At 68.5% G+C, this 18261-nt stretch carries 18 protein-coding genes and 1 pseudogene; 14 read left to right on the top strand and 5 right to left on the bottom strand.

Annotated features, from left to right (window positions below; all coding sequences use genetic code 11):
* Positions 1-271: 271 nt before the first annotated feature.
* From QQY66_RS48145 to QQY66_RS48160, 4 genes are all read right to left on the bottom strand, one after another.
* Entirely contained in the window at positions 272-1039 is a 768-nt protein-coding gene (locus QQY66_RS48145; RefSeq protein ID WP_301986914.1) for a TauD/TfdA family dioxygenase, read from the bottom strand.
* 96 nt (positions 1040-1135) lie between these two features.
* The gene (locus tag QQY66_RS48150) at positions 1136-2401 is read right to left on the bottom strand and encodes an MFS transporter (protein ID WP_301986916.1); all 1266 of its coding nucleotides are present in this window, start codon (positions 2399-2401) and stop codon (positions 1136-1138) included.
* 281 nt (positions 2402-2682) lie between these two features.
* Entirely contained in the window at positions 2683-3159 is a 477-nt protein-coding gene (locus QQY66_RS48155; protein WP_301986918.1) for a Fur family transcriptional regulator, read from the bottom strand.
* 520 nt (positions 3160-3679) lie between these two features.
* The gene (locus tag QQY66_RS48160) at positions 3680-3862 is read right to left on the bottom strand and encodes a hypothetical protein (RefSeq protein ID WP_301986919.1); all 183 of its coding nucleotides are present in this window, start codon (positions 3860-3862) and stop codon (positions 3680-3682) included.
* Positions 3863-3880: 18 nt separating this feature from the next.
* On the opposite strand from QQY66_RS48160, the gene QQY66_RS48165 reads away from it, so the two are divergent.
* The 7 genes from QQY66_RS48165 to QQY66_RS48195 are packed head-to-tail and all read left to right on the top strand — an operon-like array spanning position 3881 to position 9872.
* Positions 3881-4774 carry a class I SAM-dependent methyltransferase gene (locus QQY66_RS48165; protein WP_301986920.1) on the top strand — a complete coding sequence of 298 codons (894 nt, stop codon included), beginning with the start codon at positions 3881-3883 and terminating at the stop codon, positions 4772-4774.
* Between the two features lie 13 nt (positions 4775-4787).
* Positions 4788-6011, top strand: coding sequence for a methionine adenosyltransferase (gene metK / locus QQY66_RS48170; RefSeq protein ID WP_301986922.1), 1224 nt, complete (start codon positions 4788-4790; stop codon positions 6009-6011).
* Positions 6012-6028: 17 nt separating this feature from the next.
* Positions 6029-7075 carry an S-methyl-5-thioribose-1-phosphate isomerase gene (mtnA, locus tag QQY66_RS48175; protein ID WP_301986923.1) on the top strand — a complete coding sequence of 349 codons (1047 nt, stop codon included), beginning with the start codon at positions 6029-6031 and terminating at the stop codon, positions 7073-7075.
* Complete coding sequence (gene mtnB, locus QQY66_RS48180; protein WP_301986924.1) at positions 7072-7737, top strand: methylthioribulose 1-phosphate dehydratase; 666 nt, start codon at positions 7072-7074, stop codon at positions 7735-7737. The genes mtnA and mtnB overlap by 4 nt, the downstream gene beginning before the upstream one ends.
* Before the next feature lie 4 nt (positions 7738-7741).
* Positions 7742-8326, top strand: coding sequence for an acireductone dioxygenase (locus QQY66_RS48185; RefSeq protein ID WP_301986926.1), 585 nt, complete (start codon positions 7742-7744; stop codon positions 8324-8326).
* Entirely contained in the window at positions 8323-9057 is a 735-nt protein-coding gene (gene mtnC / locus QQY66_RS48190; protein WP_301986928.1) for an acireductone synthase, read from the top strand. The genes QQY66_RS48185 and mtnC overlap by 4 nt, the downstream gene beginning before the upstream one ends.
* Positions 9054-9872 carry an S-methyl-5'-thioadenosine phosphorylase gene (locus QQY66_RS48195; RefSeq protein WP_301986930.1) on the top strand — a complete coding sequence of 273 codons (819 nt, stop codon included), beginning with the start codon at positions 9054-9056 and terminating at the stop codon, positions 9870-9872. The genes mtnC and QQY66_RS48195 overlap by 4 nt, the downstream gene beginning before the upstream one ends.
* A 6-nt stretch (positions 9873-9878) precedes the next feature.
* Here the strand turns inward: QQY66_RS48195 and QQY66_RS48200 are convergent, their stop codons facing one another.
* Positions 9879-10838, bottom strand: coding sequence for a kinase (locus QQY66_RS48200; protein ID WP_367667058.1), 960 nt, complete (start codon positions 10836-10838; stop codon positions 9879-9881).
* 276 nt (positions 10839-11114) lie between these two features.
* Here QQY66_RS48200 and QQY66_RS48205 point away from each other — a divergent pair, with 276 nt between their 5' ends.
* From QQY66_RS48205 to QQY66_RS48235, 7 genes and pseudogenes are all read left to right on the top strand, one after another.
* Positions 11115-11897: a methyltransferase gene (locus QQY66_RS48205; protein ID WP_301986932.1), complete on the top strand. Its 783-nt coding sequence runs from the start codon at positions 11115-11117 to the stop codon at positions 11895-11897.
* Positions 11898-11910: 13 nt separating this feature from the next.
* Positions 11911-12945: a pyridoxal-phosphate dependent enzyme gene (locus QQY66_RS48210; RefSeq protein ID WP_301986934.1), complete on the top strand. Its 1035-nt coding sequence runs from the start codon at positions 11911-11913 to the stop codon at positions 12943-12945.
* 54 nt (positions 12946-12999) lie between these two features.
* Positions 13000-13845: a DUF364 domain-containing protein gene (locus QQY66_RS48215; protein ID WP_301986936.1), complete on the top strand. Its 846-nt coding sequence runs from the start codon at positions 13000-13002 to the stop codon at positions 13843-13845.
* A complete protein-coding gene (locus QQY66_RS48220; RefSeq protein WP_301986938.1) occupies positions 13842-15125 on the top strand; it encodes an MFS transporter in 1284 nt (427 codons plus the stop codon). The genes QQY66_RS48215 and QQY66_RS48220 overlap by 4 nt, the downstream gene beginning before the upstream one ends.
* A gap of 209 nt (positions 15126-15334) precedes the next feature.
* A complete protein-coding gene (locus QQY66_RS48225; protein WP_301987748.1) occupies positions 15335-16354 on the top strand; it encodes an iron ABC transporter permease in 1020 nt (339 codons plus the stop codon).
* A gap of 1 nt (position 16355) precedes the next feature.
* On the top strand, positions 16356-17129 hold the full coding sequence (locus tag QQY66_RS48230; protein ID WP_301986940.1) for an ABC transporter ATP-binding protein: 774 nt from the start codon (positions 16356-16358) through the stop codon (positions 17127-17129).
* 16 nt (positions 17130-17145) lie between these two features.
* A pseudogene (locus QQY66_RS48235) lies at positions 17146-18155 on the top strand (ABC transporter substrate-binding protein).
* Positions 18156-18261 lie beyond the last annotated feature (106 nt).

Here is an 18261-nt window from a genome sequence, read left to right on the forward strand (position 1 = left end):
GGCGTGCGCGAGGGGATCGGCTGCGTCGCCCCCGACGGTCGTCCCTGCTGCTGACTGCTCCCGCAGCCTTGCCCGGCCAGCATGCCCGCCGGAGTGACGGCAAGTCTTTCTCGACCAGCAGCCGTTCGGGGGGCTTGCGTGGGCACCAAGCGGTGGGGGCGAGACGCGTGGCGAGGGCATCGGCCTCGAGGCATGCAGTGATTGGGTGTGAGCTCCTCCGCCCGGCCGACGGGGGCGTCCCAATGCAGTGGCTCCGCGCCGGGCCGGCCCGTTAGCGAGCATCGCTGCTGCGCAGAGTGAGAATGCGGACGATGCGGTCGCCGGTGTGCGCTTCGCGGCCGTGCCAGCAGCGGTAGTTGTCCAGGATGAGGATTTCTCCCTGGGCGAGCCGAAAACGCGGAAGGGTTCCTTCCATGTCGCGCACCGTTTCCTGGAAGCGGGCCAGCATGGTCTGAATGTGTTCGGCGTCCGGGTCTCGGTGCAGGGGGGCCGCGCCATCGGTGCGGCGGACGATGCGTCGGCCGGTGCGGGTGTACTCCACATGCCTGCCGACGCGAGGTGTCGCGGGAAGCCCGCGCAGCCCGCCCCAGGCCCCGTAGAGGTCGACGTCGGCTTGGGTGAGGAATTCCCACAGATCCGGGTCCGTGGCCGTGCAGTCGTCCACGAATCGGTACGCGTCGGCCAAGAAGGAGTCCCCGCCTGAACCCGGCGGCTGGACGCACTGAATGAGGACGTAGTCCTCGTCGGGGTCACGTCGCCGGTGCGGGACACCTCCCATGTCGACGACGATGTCGAAGCTGTCGGCGTGCAGGTGGACAGGGTTCCCGTCCTGTGACTGCCGTTGGCGAAGGGGGAACACCTGCCGGAGCCGCTGGCCGAGAACGGCGGCAGCGGCGACGACGGGCGCGTCGGCGGTGGCTTCGAGCCCGGTCAGGACGACGGCACCGTCGTGAGCGAGTTTGCGGCGGGCTTCTTGACCGTGCCCAATGTCGATGCGGGCAGGGACGACACCGAGGGATGGGCGCCGGGACGTGAGCATCGGTCGCGTGTTCCTTTCGCGCGGGGGCGGGGCATGAGTCGGTTGTTGTGCGGTTGGCCGGTGAGCCGAGCGGGCCCATTGCGGTGCCGTTGACGATCACTGCTGCTTCGCAGGCCCCGGTGTTTCGGCCTTGCGGGAGAAGGTGCGGGAACCGGGGGCCAACGCGGCCGCGGCCGGGGCGAGGAAGCAGATCAGTGCGCAGGTGCCGAGGACAGCCTGGGCACCGAAGGTGTCGATCGCCGGGGCGATGAGTGCGAGTCCGATCGGGGCCAGGCCATAGGAGAGCAGGAAGTCGAGGGAGGACACACGGGCCAGCTTGTCCGGCTCGACCTCACGCTGGGTGGCGGTGAACCAGGGCACGTTGAACAGTTCGAGGCCCAGGCCGGCGATGACGTAGGCGGCGACCACCACCGCGGGGTGTACGGGGAGCAGCAGGCTGAGCGGTGCGAAGCCGTAGCAGGCCAGGCTGGCGAGTGCGGTCCAGCCCTGGGCGCGGGGACGCCAGCGGGCGATGATCAGGGCTCCGGCGAGGGCGCCCGCGACGTAACCGGTGGTTGCCGACGCCAGGACCGCCTCGGTGTCGTAGCGGTCCCGGCTGACCAGCGGCAGCACAACGCTGGTCGCGGAATAGCCGGTTGCTATGACCGCGGTCAGCGCGGCAAGGCCGGCTAGGAACCAGGGGTGTCTGCGGGCCTCCCGGACACCCTCGGCGAACTCGGTGATGAACGACGTACGTTCGCGGGCGACAGCAGCGGTAGCGGTGCCTGCCGGAGGGATCAGCGCCGCGGCGAGCCAGAGCAGTCCCGTGCCCAGCAACAGTGCGCCCGCGTCGAGGACGGCCGCGAGCACGGCTATGAGGCCCGGTGCGACCAGGGTGGTGATCCGTACTGCCAGGGTCATCGCCGCGTTGGCCTGCTGCCGCCGCGGTGCGTCGACGACCTCGGCGGCGAGTGCCTGAAACGCCGGCCGGCAGGCGCCCTGCCCGGCTCCGACCACGGTGGCCGCGACGGCCATGAGCACTGCCGACCGCCCGAGTCCTACGGCGATCAGGGGAGTTGCGACTGCGGCGGCCAGGCCGGCCCAGAGGACGACGCTCCTGCGGGAGTAGCGGTCGGCCAGGACTCCACTGATGGGAACCGCAGCGAGAAATCCGCCCGTGCGCGCGGCCAGGACGAGTCCGAGGCCCCCGGGTGTGATCGAGCGGTCGAGCACCGCGAGCCCGAGGACGAACGGCAGTGCCCAGGTTGCCAGTCCCGAGGCGGTGGTGCCCGACCACAGCCGCAGGAAGGCCGCTTCCCGCAGGACGGACCGCCGGCGGCGCGGATCGGTTTCGGACACGGTCGCCTCGGGCGAGCTCGTCACTGGGCGATGCTCCTCTGGCTGTCCCGGGCGAAGCCGCCCTCGGCGCGGACCCGGGATCCTTATTGCGATCAACTTGCAATTACTCAGACACTCTATTGAAAATCGTTGCCAGTGGTCTACCGGAGTCCAACTTCCACCTCAGTCGCTCGCCGGCCCTCAGGACCGTGAAGGCGGCAAGCTGCGGGCAGCAGGGAGCGTGCACGCGGCCGGTAAGCCCATACAGGGCGCTGACTTGATGTTGGGCAACCTGCGGGATCGGACGGAAGTCGGTGCGATCCGGCTCAATCGGCCGCTCGCCGGTAGCCACAGGTGCGGCACAGACCGACAAGATCGAGCGTGTGCTGTACCTCGACGAATCCGTGAGCCTGCTGGACGGTCGCCAGCCAGGTCTCGAACGATTCGGAGGAGATCGGCACGCTGTGGCCGCACTGGCGGCAGAGCAGGTAGTGCTGGTGCTCGGCGGCATCCCGACGCCGGTAGGACCGCTCTCCTCTGTCGTCCCGCACGGCGTCGACCAGATCGAGGCGTTCCAGGGTGGCGAGGGTCCGGTACACGGTGCTCAGGCTGACTCGATTGCCCCGGCCGTGTAGGAACCGGTGAAGCTCCTGGGCGCTGGCAAACACGTCTAATTCTTCGAGCGCCTTGAGCACGGCTTCCCGCTGCCGAGTGATGCGAGGGGGGTTTCCGCCATCAAGGCGGTCAGTGCTTTGCCCCGCATGGAGTTGACGTGACCGGGTGGCGACCTGCTCCTTGAGCATCTTCTCCCCTTCCAGCAGCCGCTACCGGTTTGAATGCCGCGCTGGCGACAGAAGCGCCGCTTCCGGTGCGCTCATGACGGTTCCGGCGATGCGGCGCGGCGGCGATCGCCCGGTGCGACGCTACTAGTTTTCATTTTCATAAGCGCAAGGGTGTCTCATCGGCCCGTGAGGCGGTAGAGGTTGAAGCAGTAGGCGTCGATCTGCCGGCCTGTGCGGCAGCGCTTGGTACGCGAGCGACAGTCGGCGCACAAGCGCGGACGCCTCGCTCGGTGCGGCATGGTGCACCTTCAGCTCGTACATGGTCTCGGCGGCGAGCAGGGTACCGGGGAGGCGCTCAGTGATGAGGTCGGAGGCCGAGCGCACTTCGGGGTAGAGGAGGACGGTCCCGGCGCGGCCAGGACCTCCTGCCTCCACGGTGTTTCGGCGATCGAGGCGGCAGGGGTGTGCCTGTGTTCGGTGTCCGGGAGGTGCCATACCCAGGTGTCGGACAGGGCTGTGCGCAGGTTAGGGCCGAGAAGGCTCAGGGCACCTCGAAGCGGGCAATGCCGTGGTCGATCGCCTCGGCCATCGCGACCCCACGCGGATCGTTGAGCATGCCGCGGTGCTTGTAGCTGCCTGCATGCGACGAAGGCCGTGGTGGCGAGTTCCTGACGACAGTGATGAATTGATTTTCATTTTCATATACGCTTGGCTCCGCTGTCACCCTCGGACAGGAGTTTGCATGGAGCCGTGCGAGCTGGCCGCCGGATTAGCAGACGGGGCCGAGAGCTTCGACCGATTGTTCAGCGCGTTGTGGTCGTCGATTGGTGCCGCGACCGTCAAGGCTGCACGACTGCGCCCCGGTGTGCACGTGTTCGACGCATGCTGCGGCTCGGGGGCGTCCGCGATCCTGGCCGCGGAGGAGATCGGCCCGCACGGCGTGATTGACGCAGTAGACCTCGCGGAGCCCTTGCTTGAGCGTGGCCGGGCCCAGGCCACGGTCCGCGGTCTCGGCAACGTGCGGTTCGTGCACGGCGACGTCCTCGACTGGCCTGCACCGCACGGTGGTTACGACGCCGTGGTGTGTTCGCTCGGGATCTTCTCCTTCCCCGACATGGCGGCAGGAACAGAGCGACTGCTGAGGCTCCTGCGGCCTGGCGGCCGGCTGGCCGCGACCATCTGGGCCCGGGGCGCGCTCGAACCGCTGCCTGAGCTGATCCATCGGGCCGTCCTACCAGAACGGCCGTACCTTGCCGACGCCCCACGGCCGGTCAACCCGCTCGAACCCATCGGCACGCCTGAGTCATTCCGGGACTGGCTCGCTGCCCGCTCGCTGTCATCCGTCGGCGTGCAGTGCCTCCCGCTCGCTCTGCCCGGCGACCCGGACCTGCTGTGGTCTCTGGTGCTCGGCACCGGGTTCAGGGGCCTGCTCGGCGGCTTGCCCGTCGCCGCGGTGGAACGCGTCCGCCGGCGGTTCACGGCGGGCCTGCTCGCCGAGGGCCGGGACGCGATCGACTTCTCCGCGCTCGTAGGCACGGGGACTCTCCGCCGCGTCGCTCTGCCCCGCCGCCCCGGAGGCGCCCGCCCCTTGCTGACCACCGGCGAGCCCATCAGATCGGCACCACAAATCGGTTGACGTCAGGAGATTCATGTCTCGCCGGCTGTTCACCTCGGAGTCCGTGACCGAGGGCCACTCCGACAAGATCGCTGACCAGGTCAGCGACACGATTCTCGACGCGCTGCTCCAGGAGGACCCAAGGTCCCGGGTCGCCGTGGAGACCTTGATCACCACGGGCCTGGTGCACGTGGCCGGCGAGGTGACGACCAAGGCGTATGCGCCGATCGCCACGCTCGTTCGGAACAAGATCCTTGAGATCGGCTACGACTCCTCGACGAAGGGCTTCGATGGCGCCTCCTGTGGGGTGTCGGTGTCCATTGGTGCCCAGTCCGCTGACATCGCGCAGGGTGTTGACACCGCGTACGAGCGTCGGGTCGGCGGTGCCGCCCAGAGTGCGGAGGCTGATGATCTGGACACGCAGGGCGCGGGCGACCAGGGCTTGATGTTCGGCTACGCGTGCGACGAGACGCCCGAGTTGATGCCGCTGCCGATCCACTTGGCGCACCGGCTCTCGCGCCGCCTGTCCGAAGTGCGGAAGAACGGCACCCTCCCCTACCTGCGTCCGGACGGCAAGACCCAGGTCACCATCGAGTACGACGGCGACAAGGCCGTCCGCCTCGACACGGTGGTGGTCTCCTCACAGCACGCGAGCGACATCGACCTGGAGTCCCTGCTTGCCCCCGACATCCGCGAGTTCGTCGTGGAGGCGGAGCTGAAGGCGCTCCTGGACGAGGGCATCAAGCTCGACACCGAGGGCTACCGGCTCCTGGTCAACCCCACCGGCCGGTTCGAGACCGGTGGCCCGATGGGCGACGCGGGCCTGACAGGCCGGAAGATCATCATCGACACCTACGGCGGCATGGCCAGGCACGGCGGTGGCGCCTTCTCCGGCAAGGACCCGTCCAAGGTGGACCGTTCGGCCGCCTACGCAATGCGCTGGGTGGCGAAGAACGTGGTGGCGGCCGGTCTCGCCTCGCGCTGCGAGGTGCAGGTCGCGTACGCGATCGGCAAGGCCGAGCCGGTCGGCCTGTTCGTGGAGACCTTCGGCACGGCCACGGTGGACGCCGAGAAGATCGAGAAGGGTATCAGCGAGGTCTTCGACCTCCGCCCCGCCGCGATCATCCGAGACCTGGACCTGCTGCGCCCGATCTACGCCCAGACCGCGGCATACGGCCACTTCGGCCGTGAGATCCCCGACTTCACCTGGGAGCGCACCGACCGTGTGGACGCGCTGCCGGCGGCCGCAGGCATATGAAGGGGGACAACGAGACGGTGATATCGCCACGCCTGCTCTCGTCGCTCTCGTGGGACGACGGTCGCGTCGTCGCGGTCGATCAGCGGGCATTGCCGCATGAATACCGCCTGCTACGACTCGAGACGGTGGACCAACTGATCGAGGCCATCACGTCACTCGCCATTCGCGGAGCGCCCGCCATCGGTCTGGCCGGTGCCCTGGGGGTGGCGCTCTCCGCCCACCGGCACAGCTCGGACGGCAGGGCCGATGAGGCATCCGTAAAGGCCGATGCCGCGCGGCTGTCCGCCGCCCGGCCCACCGCCGTCAACCTGGCGTGGGCCGTCCGCCGGGCCGTCGCGCGGCTCGCCGACGGGCCCGAGGCCGTCCTCGCCGAAGCCATGGCCATGCTGGAGGAGGACGCCACGGTCAACCGGGTCGCCGTCGTACGGGCCGCCGACCTGGTGGAGTCGCTGGTCCCGGACCGGCCCGTGCGCATCCTCACCCACTGCAACACAGGTCGCCTGGCAACCGCCGCTGTCGGCACCGCACTTGGCGCGATCCTTGAGTTGCGCGAGCGCGGCCGGGTCGCCGAGGTGCTCGTGGACGAGACCCGGCCGCTGCTCCAGGGCGCTCGGCTCACCGCATGGGAGTTGGGTGAGGCACGCGTGCCGTACCGGCTGTGCGTGGATTCCGCCGCTGCCGCTGCCATGGCCCGGGGGATGGTGGACTGCGTGCTGGCGGGGGCCGATCGCATCGCCGCGAACGGGGATGTGGCGAACAAGATCGGCACGTATGGTCTCGCGGTCGCCGCCGCGCGGCACGGCATTCCCTTCGTGATCGTCGCTCCGGAGTCCTCCTGGGACCGCGAGCTGGCCGACGGTTCGGGGATCGTGGTCGAGGAGCGCGACTCGAGCGAAGTGACGGGATTCGCGGGAATTGAGGCCGCCCCCGCTGGTGCCGCCGTGTTCAACCCCGCTTTCGATGTCACCCCGGCCGAGTTGGTCACCGCGATTGTCTCCGAGGACCGGGTGTTCCGGCCCCACGGTTCGCACCGCACGAGTTGTCCGAGCGAGGTGTCGGAATGACTCATACCGCCGTCGACGATGGCGAACGAGTACGCGTCGGAGGTGAACTCGCGGCGGTCTCAAGGGCCCTGTACGAGCGCGGCTGGATGCCGGGCACCGCCGGTAACCTCTCGGTGCGCCTGCCCGGCGGGGCCGCCCTGATCACCGCCAGCGGCCGGGACAAGGGGGACATGACTGCCGAGGACATGGTCGTCGTGCGGGCGGACACGGGAGAGGAGGCGGCCCCGGGGCTGCTGCGGGCGTCGGCCGAGACGACGATCCACTCCGCGATCTACCGGACCACGGACGCGAGTGCGGTCATCCACGTCCACTCCCCATACGCCACGGCCGTCGCGTGCCGCACCGGCCACCGTACGCGCCTGACCTCGCTGCGCATCGAGCGGCTCGAGCTGCTCAAGGGCCTGGGCCTGGCCGACCCGACGCGCACTGAGGTTCCCGTCTTCCCCAACTGGCCCGAGGTTCCGCGGATCGCCGCGGACGTGGCCGACCATCTGGCTGCCACGCCACATGCACCTCCTGCCCTGCTCATCACCGACCACGGCATCACCACATGGGGACGCGACCTCGCCCAGGCCCGCAACCGGCTGGAATGCCTGGAATCGATCTGCCAGCTGCTGCTACTCGCCGGATCCGCGCTACCTGCGGAAGGAAAGGAAGGCTGATCTCATGACGCTGCTTCAGGTCATGCCGGAGGACGACCCCGAGAGCGTGCTGCTGCGCACCCGGGACCACGAGCGCATCGCGGAGGCCCTGCGCGGCTGCTCGGTGGGGTTCGGCCGCTGGCCGCTGCGCGGCACCATCGCACCGGACACCAGCCAGGAGGACGTGCTGTCCCGCTACCGCACCGAAATTGACGAACTGTGCGCGCGGGAAGGGCTGCAACTGGTGGACGTCGCTCAACTCCACCCGGAAGAGAGCCCGGAGTGGGAGGAACGGGCGGCCAAGGCGCGCTCCACCTTCCTCGAAGAGCACCGGCACGCCGAGGATGAGGTGCGCTTCTTCGCCCACGGCACCGGGTGCTTCTACCTTCACCTCGACGGCCGGGTCCACGCGGTGGTGTGCGAGGCGGGCGACCTGCTTTCCGTACCGGCGGGCACCCGCCACTGGTTCGACATGGGTCCGCGCCCGGAGTTCGCCGCGATCCGCTTCTTCGAGAAGGAGGACGGCTGGGTGGGCGACTTCACCGGCGACCCCATCGCCCAGCGCTTTCCCCGACTCGACGCGCTCTTGGCGCCGGAAGCGGCGACGTGATCCTGTCGGCGGTGCGGGCGGTGGTCCTCGACATCGAGGGGACGACCGGCTCCGCCTCCCACGTGCACGACGTGCTCTTCCCATACGCGCGGGAGCGCTTCGCCAGCTGGTTTGCGGCCCACCGGGGCGAGCCTGCGTGGGCAGAGCTGATGGAAGAGCTACGGATCCACACCGGTGATCCCCAACTGGACGAGGGCGGGGCCGTCGAGGCGCTGACGTCCTGGTCCGACCAGGACGTCAAGGCACCCCCGCTGAAGAGGATCCAGGGGCTCATCTGGGCTGAGGGCTACGCCCGCGCCACACTCACCGGCCACGTCTACGACGACGTGCCCGCGGCCCTGGCCCGATGGCGGCAGTCGGGTATCGCTCGTCACATCTACTCCTCGGGGTCGGAGGCGGCTCAGCGCGACTGGTTCGCGCACAGCAACCACGGCGACCTCAGCGTCCTCCTGAACGGCTACTTCGACCTGTCCAGCGCGGGCGGCAAACGGGACCCGGAGTCCTACCGGGCCATCACGCGTGCCATCGGCGTCCCCGCACACGAAACGGTCTTCTTCAGCGACGTCGGAGAGGAACTGGACGCGGCCACCGCCGTGGGGTGGAGGGCTGTGGCCGTACGGCGCCCCGGAGACCCGCGCGGCCCGGAGGTGGCCGGGCACCCGACCGTCCCGGCGCTGGACGACATACGGCTGCACCAACGGACAAGACGGGGAAAGGAAGCACGGGCATGAGCGTCAGCGGCAATACCCCTGTGGCCGAGATCGGCGTGATCGGAGGCAGTGGCTTCTACGAACTGCTGGCCGACGCGGAAGAGGTCCGGATCGGCACGCCGTACGGTCCACCATCCGATGCCCTGATGGTGGGCACGGTCGCGGGACGGCGGGTGGCGTTTTTGCCCCGGCACGGCCGTGGTCACCGCCTCCCGCCACACAAGATCAACTACCGGGCGAACCTCTGGGCGATGCGGTCCGTCGGCGTGCGCCAGATCCTGGCCCCCTGCGCGGTCGGCTCCCTCCGGCGCGAGCTGGGCCCGGGCACCATCGTGGTTCCCGACCAGCTGGTGGACCGGACCAGCGGCCGGATCCAGACCTTCTACGACGAGGGCGCCGTCCACGTCTCGTTCGCCGATCCCTACTGCGAGCACGGCCGCGAGGCGCTCCTCAAAGCAGCCGCCGCAGCCGGGATCGAGGCGGTCGACGGCGGCACGATGGTCGTGGTCGAGGGGCCCCGGTTCTCCACTCGCGCCGAGTCGCGGTGGTTCGCGGCGGCCGGCTGGTCGCTGGTGAACATGACCGGGCACCCCGAGGCGGTCCTGGCTCGTGAACTCGCCCTCGGCTACGCAGCCGTGGCCCTCGTGACCGATCTGGATGCGGGCATCGACGCGGTGGAGAGCGTCTCCCAGGAAGAGGTCTTCAAGGTCTTCGCCGAGAACACCCAGCGCCTGCGCCGCATCGTCCTTGACGCGACCGGAATGCTCCCCGAGAGCGACGACTTCCCGTCCGCCCGCGCACTCGACGGCATGACCTTGCCCTTCGACCTGCCCTGAGCCGGTTCACACCGGAACGGGAAGGGCGGGCTCGGTACAGAGGGTGTTCGGGAAGCTGAGGGTCCGGTAGACCGCGACGTTTCCCGCCAGCTCCGTGCACGCCTGCGCAGCCGCGGTGGCGCGGTGTGTGTACGCGGGGTCCGCGGTGTCCAGCAGCACGCCCAGAGTCGTGCCACTGTGGCCCACCGCGACGCCCAGGCCGCCGACCTCGCGGCAGATGTCGCGCATGGGCTCCAGAGACCGCTTGTACCGGAGCGCCTGGTTCATCAGTGCACTCCGGGTGGCGACCCTGCCCACCTCGGCGAGGTCACGGGAGCGTATGGCGACGGTGAGCCGGTCCAGCAGGCGCGCGTACTGCTGCCGGTCGGCGGCCGTGAACGGCTTGGGGATGCGGTTGAAGTCGACCGTGTCGACGGCTCCGCCCTCGTCGATTCCGATCACGGCCATGGCCGGCAGGGATCCGAGGACCGCGCGCAGGCGCACGGTGCGGTGGTGGAAGGCGACGATGCCCCGGTAGAGCACGCCATCGGTCGGCTCGATCCGCGCCAGCAACCGCTCGATCCGGGAGGCGGGCATCCTGAGGTGCAGAGCCTGCCCCACCGCCCGAGCGGTCGCGACCAGATCGGCCGAGGAACTGGCCAGCCCCTTGCCTTCCGGGATCACGCTGTTGACGGTCAGCAAGCCTCCCGTCGTCTGCTCCGCCTCCTCAACGATCATTCGAGCCAGTCGCAGTGCCTTCTGCTTCTGGGCCGGCCGGACCACCAGATCGGTCGAGCCGGGATCCGGCCGGAAGGTCGCCCTCGTCCATCGGGCGACGGGCAACGTGACCAGGAAGTCCCCGTCCCTCTCGGGAAGTACCCCCTGAAGCAGTTCGCCGAATGTCCCGAAGGCGGTCCCCACTCCCGTTCCGGACGGCCCCTGTCGCAGCGGACGATGTCGCGGTCCGACCTTCTGGGTCAGCTTCACGGAACTCCTCTCATGGCTTCCGGCCCGTCGACTGGACCGCGAATGTGTCGGCAGGGCAGCAGATGAAAGTGACAATCGTTTTTACATAATCTTGGTGCCGTGGGCAAGGGGGTATCCCTGCCGGGTCGCGCGTCGTCTGACAGTTGCCCCTGATGGGGCCAGGAGTGGCGCGATGTTGCCCAAGGGGCGGCTGTAATCGGTCTTGACAATCATTTTCACTAGCTGTGATGCTCTCGGCTTGGGTCCCCCAGTCCACGTCCAGTACGAGGAGCCAGCATGGGTGAGCAGAACCACGGCCGTACCACGACCATTTCGGGCATTCCCATCAGCACGGACCTCTGGGCGCTCCACGAGAGCCTTCCGCACACGCTTCCGGCGGACGAGATCCTCGCCGTGAACAAGCCCAAGCCGGAGCTGCACACGCACCGGATGTACACGTACAACGGCTGGTCGTTCGAGCTGCCGCCCGGTGTCTTCATGCCGGGTGAGACGAGTCGGATGGTCCATGACCGGCTGCTCGACGGCACCATCCCGGTGGCCGGCAGGTCGTACGCGGCGATGGGCGTCGGTCTCGGCGTCGAGGCAGTGGCCGCCGGCATCAGGGAAGCCCGTGAGATCTACGCGATCGACGTTGACCCGGACAGTGTGAAGGCGGTTGCCGATCACTACGCCCGTATCGTCGGTGAGCGTCCGGGCACAGCCTTCCACCCGCTCGTGTCCGACCTGTTCGACGAACTCCCGGATTCCGCCAAGGTCGACGTCATCACCTTCAATCCACCGGCCGTTCGCGAGACGGTCAGCGACGACCCGACCGTGGTGCGGAACGTCTGCGTGGGGAAAGACATCGCGGTGCGGTTCTTCGACCAGATCGTGCAGCGCGATCTGCTCGCGGACGACGGCGAGGTCTACCTGATCGTCTCCAACACCGCGGACATCCGGGACATCATCAAGTACGCCATCGAGTCCGGATTCGCTCCCGAGGTGATCCACCGGCAGACCTGGGATACGGACAACGTGCAGACGTACCTGTTCAGGATGCGCCGGAACATGGCCGCCTGACGTGGGGACGGTAATGCAGGAGCACATAGCGGAAGCGGTCAAGAGGCCCGATCTCATATCCCTGCAGCCGGACTTGGTCTGCCTGCGGTTCGAGACGATGAAGATCTATTCGGCTCTGGGGGCCGTTCGCCACCTCCTGGAGTCCGGTGCCGTCAAACCCGGCGACACCCTCATCGACAGCTCAAGCGGAATCTACGCACAGGCGCTGGCGCTCGCCTGCCACCGCTATGGCATGAAGTGCCACATCGTGGGATCCACCACGGTGGACCGGACCCTTCGCGTGCAACTGGAAATTCTCGGCGTCACCCTGGAGCAGGTTCAGCCCTCGAAGAACCTGCGCCTCGACCAGGAACTGAGAGTCCGCCGAATCGCCGAGATCCTCGAGGCAAACCCGTCGTACCACTGGATGCAGCAATACCACGACAGCATCCACTACTACGGCTACCGCGACGTGGCCGAAGTGATCGACCAAGAGGTGCCTGCCGGACCGCTGGCCCTGGTGGGCGGGGTGGGTTCGGGTGCTTCGACCGGCGCGATCGGCACGTATCTGCGCGAGGCGGGCCGGGAGGTGTCCCTGGTCGGCGTGCAGCCTTTCGGCAGCGTCACCTTCGGCTCCGAGCACGTATCGGACCCGGACATGATCATTGCCGGGATCGGCAGCGCCATTGAATTCAAGAACGTCCGGCACGAGCTGTACGACAGGATTCACTGGGTCAACTTCGACTGCGCGCTCTCGGGCGCAGTCGAACTCCTTCGGGCCAGCGGCATATTCGCCGGCCTGTCGACCGGTGCGGCTTACCTGACCACCCAGTGGGAGCGCCGCAGGGACGACTCCCGCACCTACGTTTTCATCGCCGCCGACACAGGCCACCGCTATGTCGAAAGCGCCTACGCCAGGCACGCGGAAGCCCAGGACATCGACAGCCTCAAGCCGCATGAGATCACCTCTCTCGAAGAGCTGAGACATCCCTGGTCCACGACCTCCTGGCCCGATCTCCGTGCCTCGGGTGACAGCTGGCAGCCTCCGGTAACTCAGCTGCGGCGGTGAGACGTTGGCCGAACTTTCATGACAGCACCGACAACTCCGACGAGAGAACTGGAAATGTCACACCCCAAGCCCCAGACAGTCGCCGAACTGACCGACGCCGTGCTGTCGGGAGCCTACGGCCCCGATCCCAAGGATCTGTCCGTCACCAGTGCGTTCTGGCTTTACCACACCACCCGGCTGGCCGGGAGTCAGGTCACCTACCACAATCACTACCTCGTGCTCCGCGTCGGCCAGTCCTTCGGTGCCTGTTCCTTCGAGGCCGGTGAACTCGCCCCGGACTTCTGCGAGAACGCCTCCGGCTACCCGCTGGACACGCTGTTGCGCAACGAGTCGGACCCGGTCCGTATCGCCGCCCTCGACGCCTACCTCGCCCAGGTGCGGCCGCACCGGGAGGCCGCGGACGCCGAGCCGGTCACGCTGCCCGACGGCACTCCGGAGGTACGTGCACGGGCCCGTGACGCCGCCATCGCCGGGCTTCTCGACATCGAGCCGGGCGCCAAGGTGGCGCTGATCGGAGTGGTGAATCCGCTGGTCGCGGCGATACGCGACCGGGGCGGCGTCTGCCTGCCCTGCGATCTGAACCTGCGCACCACCCAGTGGGGTGAGCAGGTCACCGACGACATGACCGAGGTGCTCAAGGAGGCCGATGCCGTCGTGGCCACCGGCATGACCCTGAGCAACGGCACGTTCGACCTCATCCTCGAGCACTGCCGGGAACAGGGCGTGCCGCTGGTCGTCTACGCGCAGACCGGCAGCGCCGTCGCCCGCGCGTTCCTGCCCGCCGGGGTCACCGCTCTGAACGCTGAGCCCTTCCCCTTCTCGCAGTTCAGCGCCGACCCGACGCTCATGTACCGCTACCGGGCCGACAAGCCGGTGCTCGCGGATGAGGAGGGTGCGTGAGCATCGACGCCAAGGACTCCGCGACGGACCGCGAGAGCGCCGAGGCGGAGGAGCCGCTGCCGAGCGATCTGCGGATGGCCCGTACCCTGTGGCCGGTCCTGCTGGCCTCCGCGGTCGGCCTGCTGCCGTTCACCATCTTCAGCACGTACCTGGTGCCGATCTCCGACGAGGCCGGCAGCAGCGTCGCCGCGATGGGCGGACTGCGTGGACTGGGTGGCCTGGCGGCCCTGTTGGTGGGCACCGCCCTCGCTCCCTTCATCGACCGGGTGCGCAAGGAATGGGCCGCTGCGGGCGGGCTCGCCGCTCTGGGCGTATCGGCGGCGCTGGGCGCGAGCGGCGACTTCATCCTGCTGGCGGTGTTCTGCCTGCTGGTCGGCGCCAGTACGTCCGTACTGAACCCGGCCCTCACCGCGGCGGCCGCTGACCGCTTCGGCACCGGCAAGGCGGCCGGCCGGGCGGCGACCCTGGTCACCGCGACGCAGTCGATGACCGCGATGCTCGCGGCACCGGTCGTGGCCCTGCCCGCCCTGCTCTGGGGCTGGGAGGGAGACCTCGTCGCCGTGACCGCGGCCTCACTCCTGCTCGCCGTGGTGTTCTACGTGCGGGGCAGGAACAAGGCCGCCGAGGACACCGCGAAAGAGGAGCGCCTGAGCTACCTCGCGTCGTTCAAGGCCCTGGGAGCCATGCCCGCAGTGGTGCCCCTGCTCCTCATCTCACTGCTCCGCACCGCGGTGTTCATGGGCTACCTCGCCTACCTGGCGGCCTACTACGACGAGCGCTTCGAACTCGACCCCGCGCTCTTCGCGTTCGTCTGGACCTTGAGCGGCGCGTCATTCTTCGTGAGCAACCTCCTCACGGGGCGGATCACGAACGCCGCCGAGCCCCGGATCAGCACCGAGCGCATGCTGGTCATCGGTCTGGTCGCGGCACTGGCTTCCGTTGTGGGCTTCTACTTCACGCACTGGCTTCCGCTCGCCCTCGTGCTGACGTCGCTGCACGCGGCCAGTCACGCGGTGGTGGCCGCGTGCGCCGTCAGCCTCCTCGTCCGGCGGTGCGGCTCGCTGCGTGGCTCGGCCTTGAGCCTCAACGCCGCGGGGCAGAGCCTCGGAGTGTTCGTGGGTGCGGCCCTGGGAGGCGCCGGCCTCGGTCTGGCCGGCTACCCGGGCGTCGCCATCGTCTTCGGTGCCCTCGTCGTCCTGGCGCTGGGGGCCGCCGTCCTGGTGCATCGCGCGGGCCAGGCGGACGAGGAAGAGACAAGCGGCGCGCCTGCTTCCGCGTAGCCGGCGCAGTACTGGCGTCCGCCCGGGGTGACGGGCGGACGCCACACGCCTGATGAGTACGTTCCGTTCAACCTGGAAGGCCGAGTTCTATGTCACCGCCCGCGACTTCCGCGCCATCGGCGAGCAGCGGCGCCGATACATCAGCCGACGCGGCACCCCTCGAACCCGCAACGGGCGCGAAGGGCCGGCTCGCCTCCCGTAAGGGCCTGGTGCTGGCCTGCGCCGTTCTGCTCGTCGTCCTCCTCGCCTCGGTTGTGGTGGCCATCGGTCTGGGGGCCGCCGTGATCACGCCGGGGGAGACCGCACGGTATTTGTGGGCGGCTGTCAGCGGCGGCCGCATCGCGGCGGACGAGGTGACCACGTACCAGATCATCTGGCAGATCCGTACGCCACGGGTGCTGCTCGCGGCGCTCGTGGGGGCCGGGCTGAGCGCGATCGGCGTGGCCATCCAGGCCATGGTGCGCAACGCGCTCGCCGACCCCTTCGTGCTGGGCGTCTCCTCGGGTGCGTCCGTCGGAGCTGTCGGCGTCACGGTCACCGGGGGACTGGCGGCGCTGGGCATCTACGCGGTGTCGGCCGGTGCCTTCATCGGGGCCCTGATCGCGTCGCTCCTGGTGTACGTCGCCTCCTCCAGCCGGGGCGCGCTCTCCCCGCTGCGTCTCGTCCTGACGGGCGTGGCCATGTCGCTCGGCTTCCAAGCGGTGATGAGCCTGATCATCTACTTCGCGCCGGACAGCGAGGCGACCAGCATGGTCCTGTACTGGACGATGGGCAGCTTCGGCGCCGCGACCTGGGGTGCCCTTCCGGTCGTATCCGTGGTCGTCATTCTCGGCCTGGTGGTGCTGTACCGGTACGGCCGGGCGCTGGACGTCTTGGCGCTCGGAGACGAGACCGCCGCGAGCCTGGGCATCAGCCCCGATCGGCACCGCAAGGCCCTGCTTGTCCTGGCCTCGCTCGTGACGGGGGTGATGGTCGCCGTCAGCGGCGCCATCGCCTTCGTCGGACTGGTCATGCCCCACCTGGTGCGCATGGTCGTCGGCGCCACCCATGCCCGCGTGCTGGCCGTGGCGCCACTGGCCGGAGCGATCTTCATGGTGTGGGTCGACCTGGTGTCCAGGACGCTGGTGGCACCGCGCGAGCTGCCCCTGGGCGTCATCACCGCACTCGTCGGGGTGCCGGTGTTCATCACCTTGATGCGCCGCAAGGGCTACATGTTCGGAGGCCGCTGAGATGGACCTCAGACTTGACGGGCTCTCGGTGGTGACCGACGGCAAGAGCCTGGTGCGTGACCTGTCCCTGGACGTGAAGAGCGGCCAGGTCGTGGGCCTGGTCGGTCCGAACGGCAGCGGCAAGTCCACCGCCCTCAGGTGCGTGTACCGCGCACTGCGCCCCAGCTCCGGCACCGTCTGGGTGGGCGAGGGCGAACTCTCCCGCCTGACGATGCGCCGCTCCGCGCAGGTCATCGCGGCCATGACCCAGGACGGCGCCGTCGACCTCGACTTCACGGTCGAAGAGGTCATCGCACTCGGACGCGCCCCCCACCTTCAGGGCAACCAGGCGCTCAGCCGCCGGGAGTGGGAGCTGTGCGAACGGGCGATGGACCAACTCGACATCCGCCACCTCGCCCGACGCGGAGTCCTGACACTCTCGGGCGGGGAACGCCAGCGTGTCCTGCTGGCCCGGGCACTCGTCCAGGAGCCGAAAATCCTGGTACTCGACGAGCCGACCAACCACCTCGACGTACGCCACCAGGTCGAACTGCTCTCGCTCCTGCGCGGCTCGGGACTCACCGTCCTCGTCGTGCTGCACGACCTCAACCTCGCCGCGGCCGCCTGCGACCGCCTCGGCGTGCTCTGCGAAGGCCGCCTCGTCACCACCGGCACGCCCGAGGACGTACTCACCACGGAACTCGTCGACGAGGTGTTCGGGGTCAAGGCCAGCATCGTGTCCCACCCGCTGACGGGTGACCCGCAGTTGTTGTATTCGCTCACCTCCTCCCTGTGAAAGGCACCACCACGTCATGACCATGACTCGATCTCCCGGCTCGGTGCGGCAGCACACCATCCTCGGCTCCGCGCTCGCGGCTGCGCTGCTGCTCAGCGGCTGCGGCGCCGAGGTGGAATCGGATGCCAAGGCGTCCGAGAAGGTCACCGTCAACAGGTGCGGTGAGCCGGTCGAATACACGATCCCGAAGCGCGCCGTGGCGTACGAAGGCGGAAGCGCCGACAAGCTGTTCAGCCTCGGCCTGGCCGACCATGTGTATGGCTACGTGATGCCCCCGGCGAACCCGTCGGTGGAGGAGTCGCCGTGGGCGAGCGACTACGCCAAGGTGAAGATGCTCAGCGACGATCTCCTCAACAAGGAACTCGTCGTCGAGGCCAAGTCCGATTTCGTCGTGGCCGGTTGGAATTCCGGCTTCAAGGATGAGCGGGGCATCACCCCGGAGATCCTGGACAAGCTTGGGATCCAGAGCTTCATGCACAGCGAGAGCTGCTTCAACTATCCCAAGTACCCGGAGAAGCACACGCCGTTCGAGGCCCTTTACACCGACCTCGATCGACTCGGCAAGATCTTCCAGGTCGAGGACAAGGCGGATGAGGTCGTCGGTGGGCTGAAGAAGCGGGTGGAGGCCGTCAAGGCGAAGGCGCCCAAGGGCGATCCGGTCCCGGTCTTCCTCTACGACTCGGGCACCGACCAGCCCTTCACCGCGGGCAACCAGGTCCCGCCCAACGACATCATCAAAACCGCCGGCGGCAAGAACATCTTCGACGGCCTCGAGGAGCGATGGACCCAGGTGAACTGGGAGGCAATCGCCAAAGCAGAGCCGGAAGTCATCATCATCCTCGACTACGGCGACCTGCCCGCCAAGAAGAAGATCGACTTCCTGAAGAAGTCCCCCACACGAAGGAGTTGCCCGCCGTCAGGAAGAACAACTTCTTCATCCTCAACTACAACGAGGGCATCAGCGGGCCGCGCAACATCGACGGCCTGGAGAAGTTCGCGAAGTACCTACGCGAGCTCCAGAGCTGAACGCGTCGCACCGCGCCAGGGCCGTGTCCGATCCGCACGAGCCTGGCGCTCTGCGCCGCAAATGCTGAGCCTGGACGGCTGCTACGTAGTGGAAAGCGCCGCCTGC

The sequence above is a fragment of the Streptomyces sp. DG2A-72 genome (assembly GCF_030499575.1).
In the GTDB taxonomy this organism is placed as follows: domain Bacteria; phylum Actinomycetota; class Actinomycetes; order Streptomycetales; family Streptomycetaceae; genus Streptomyces.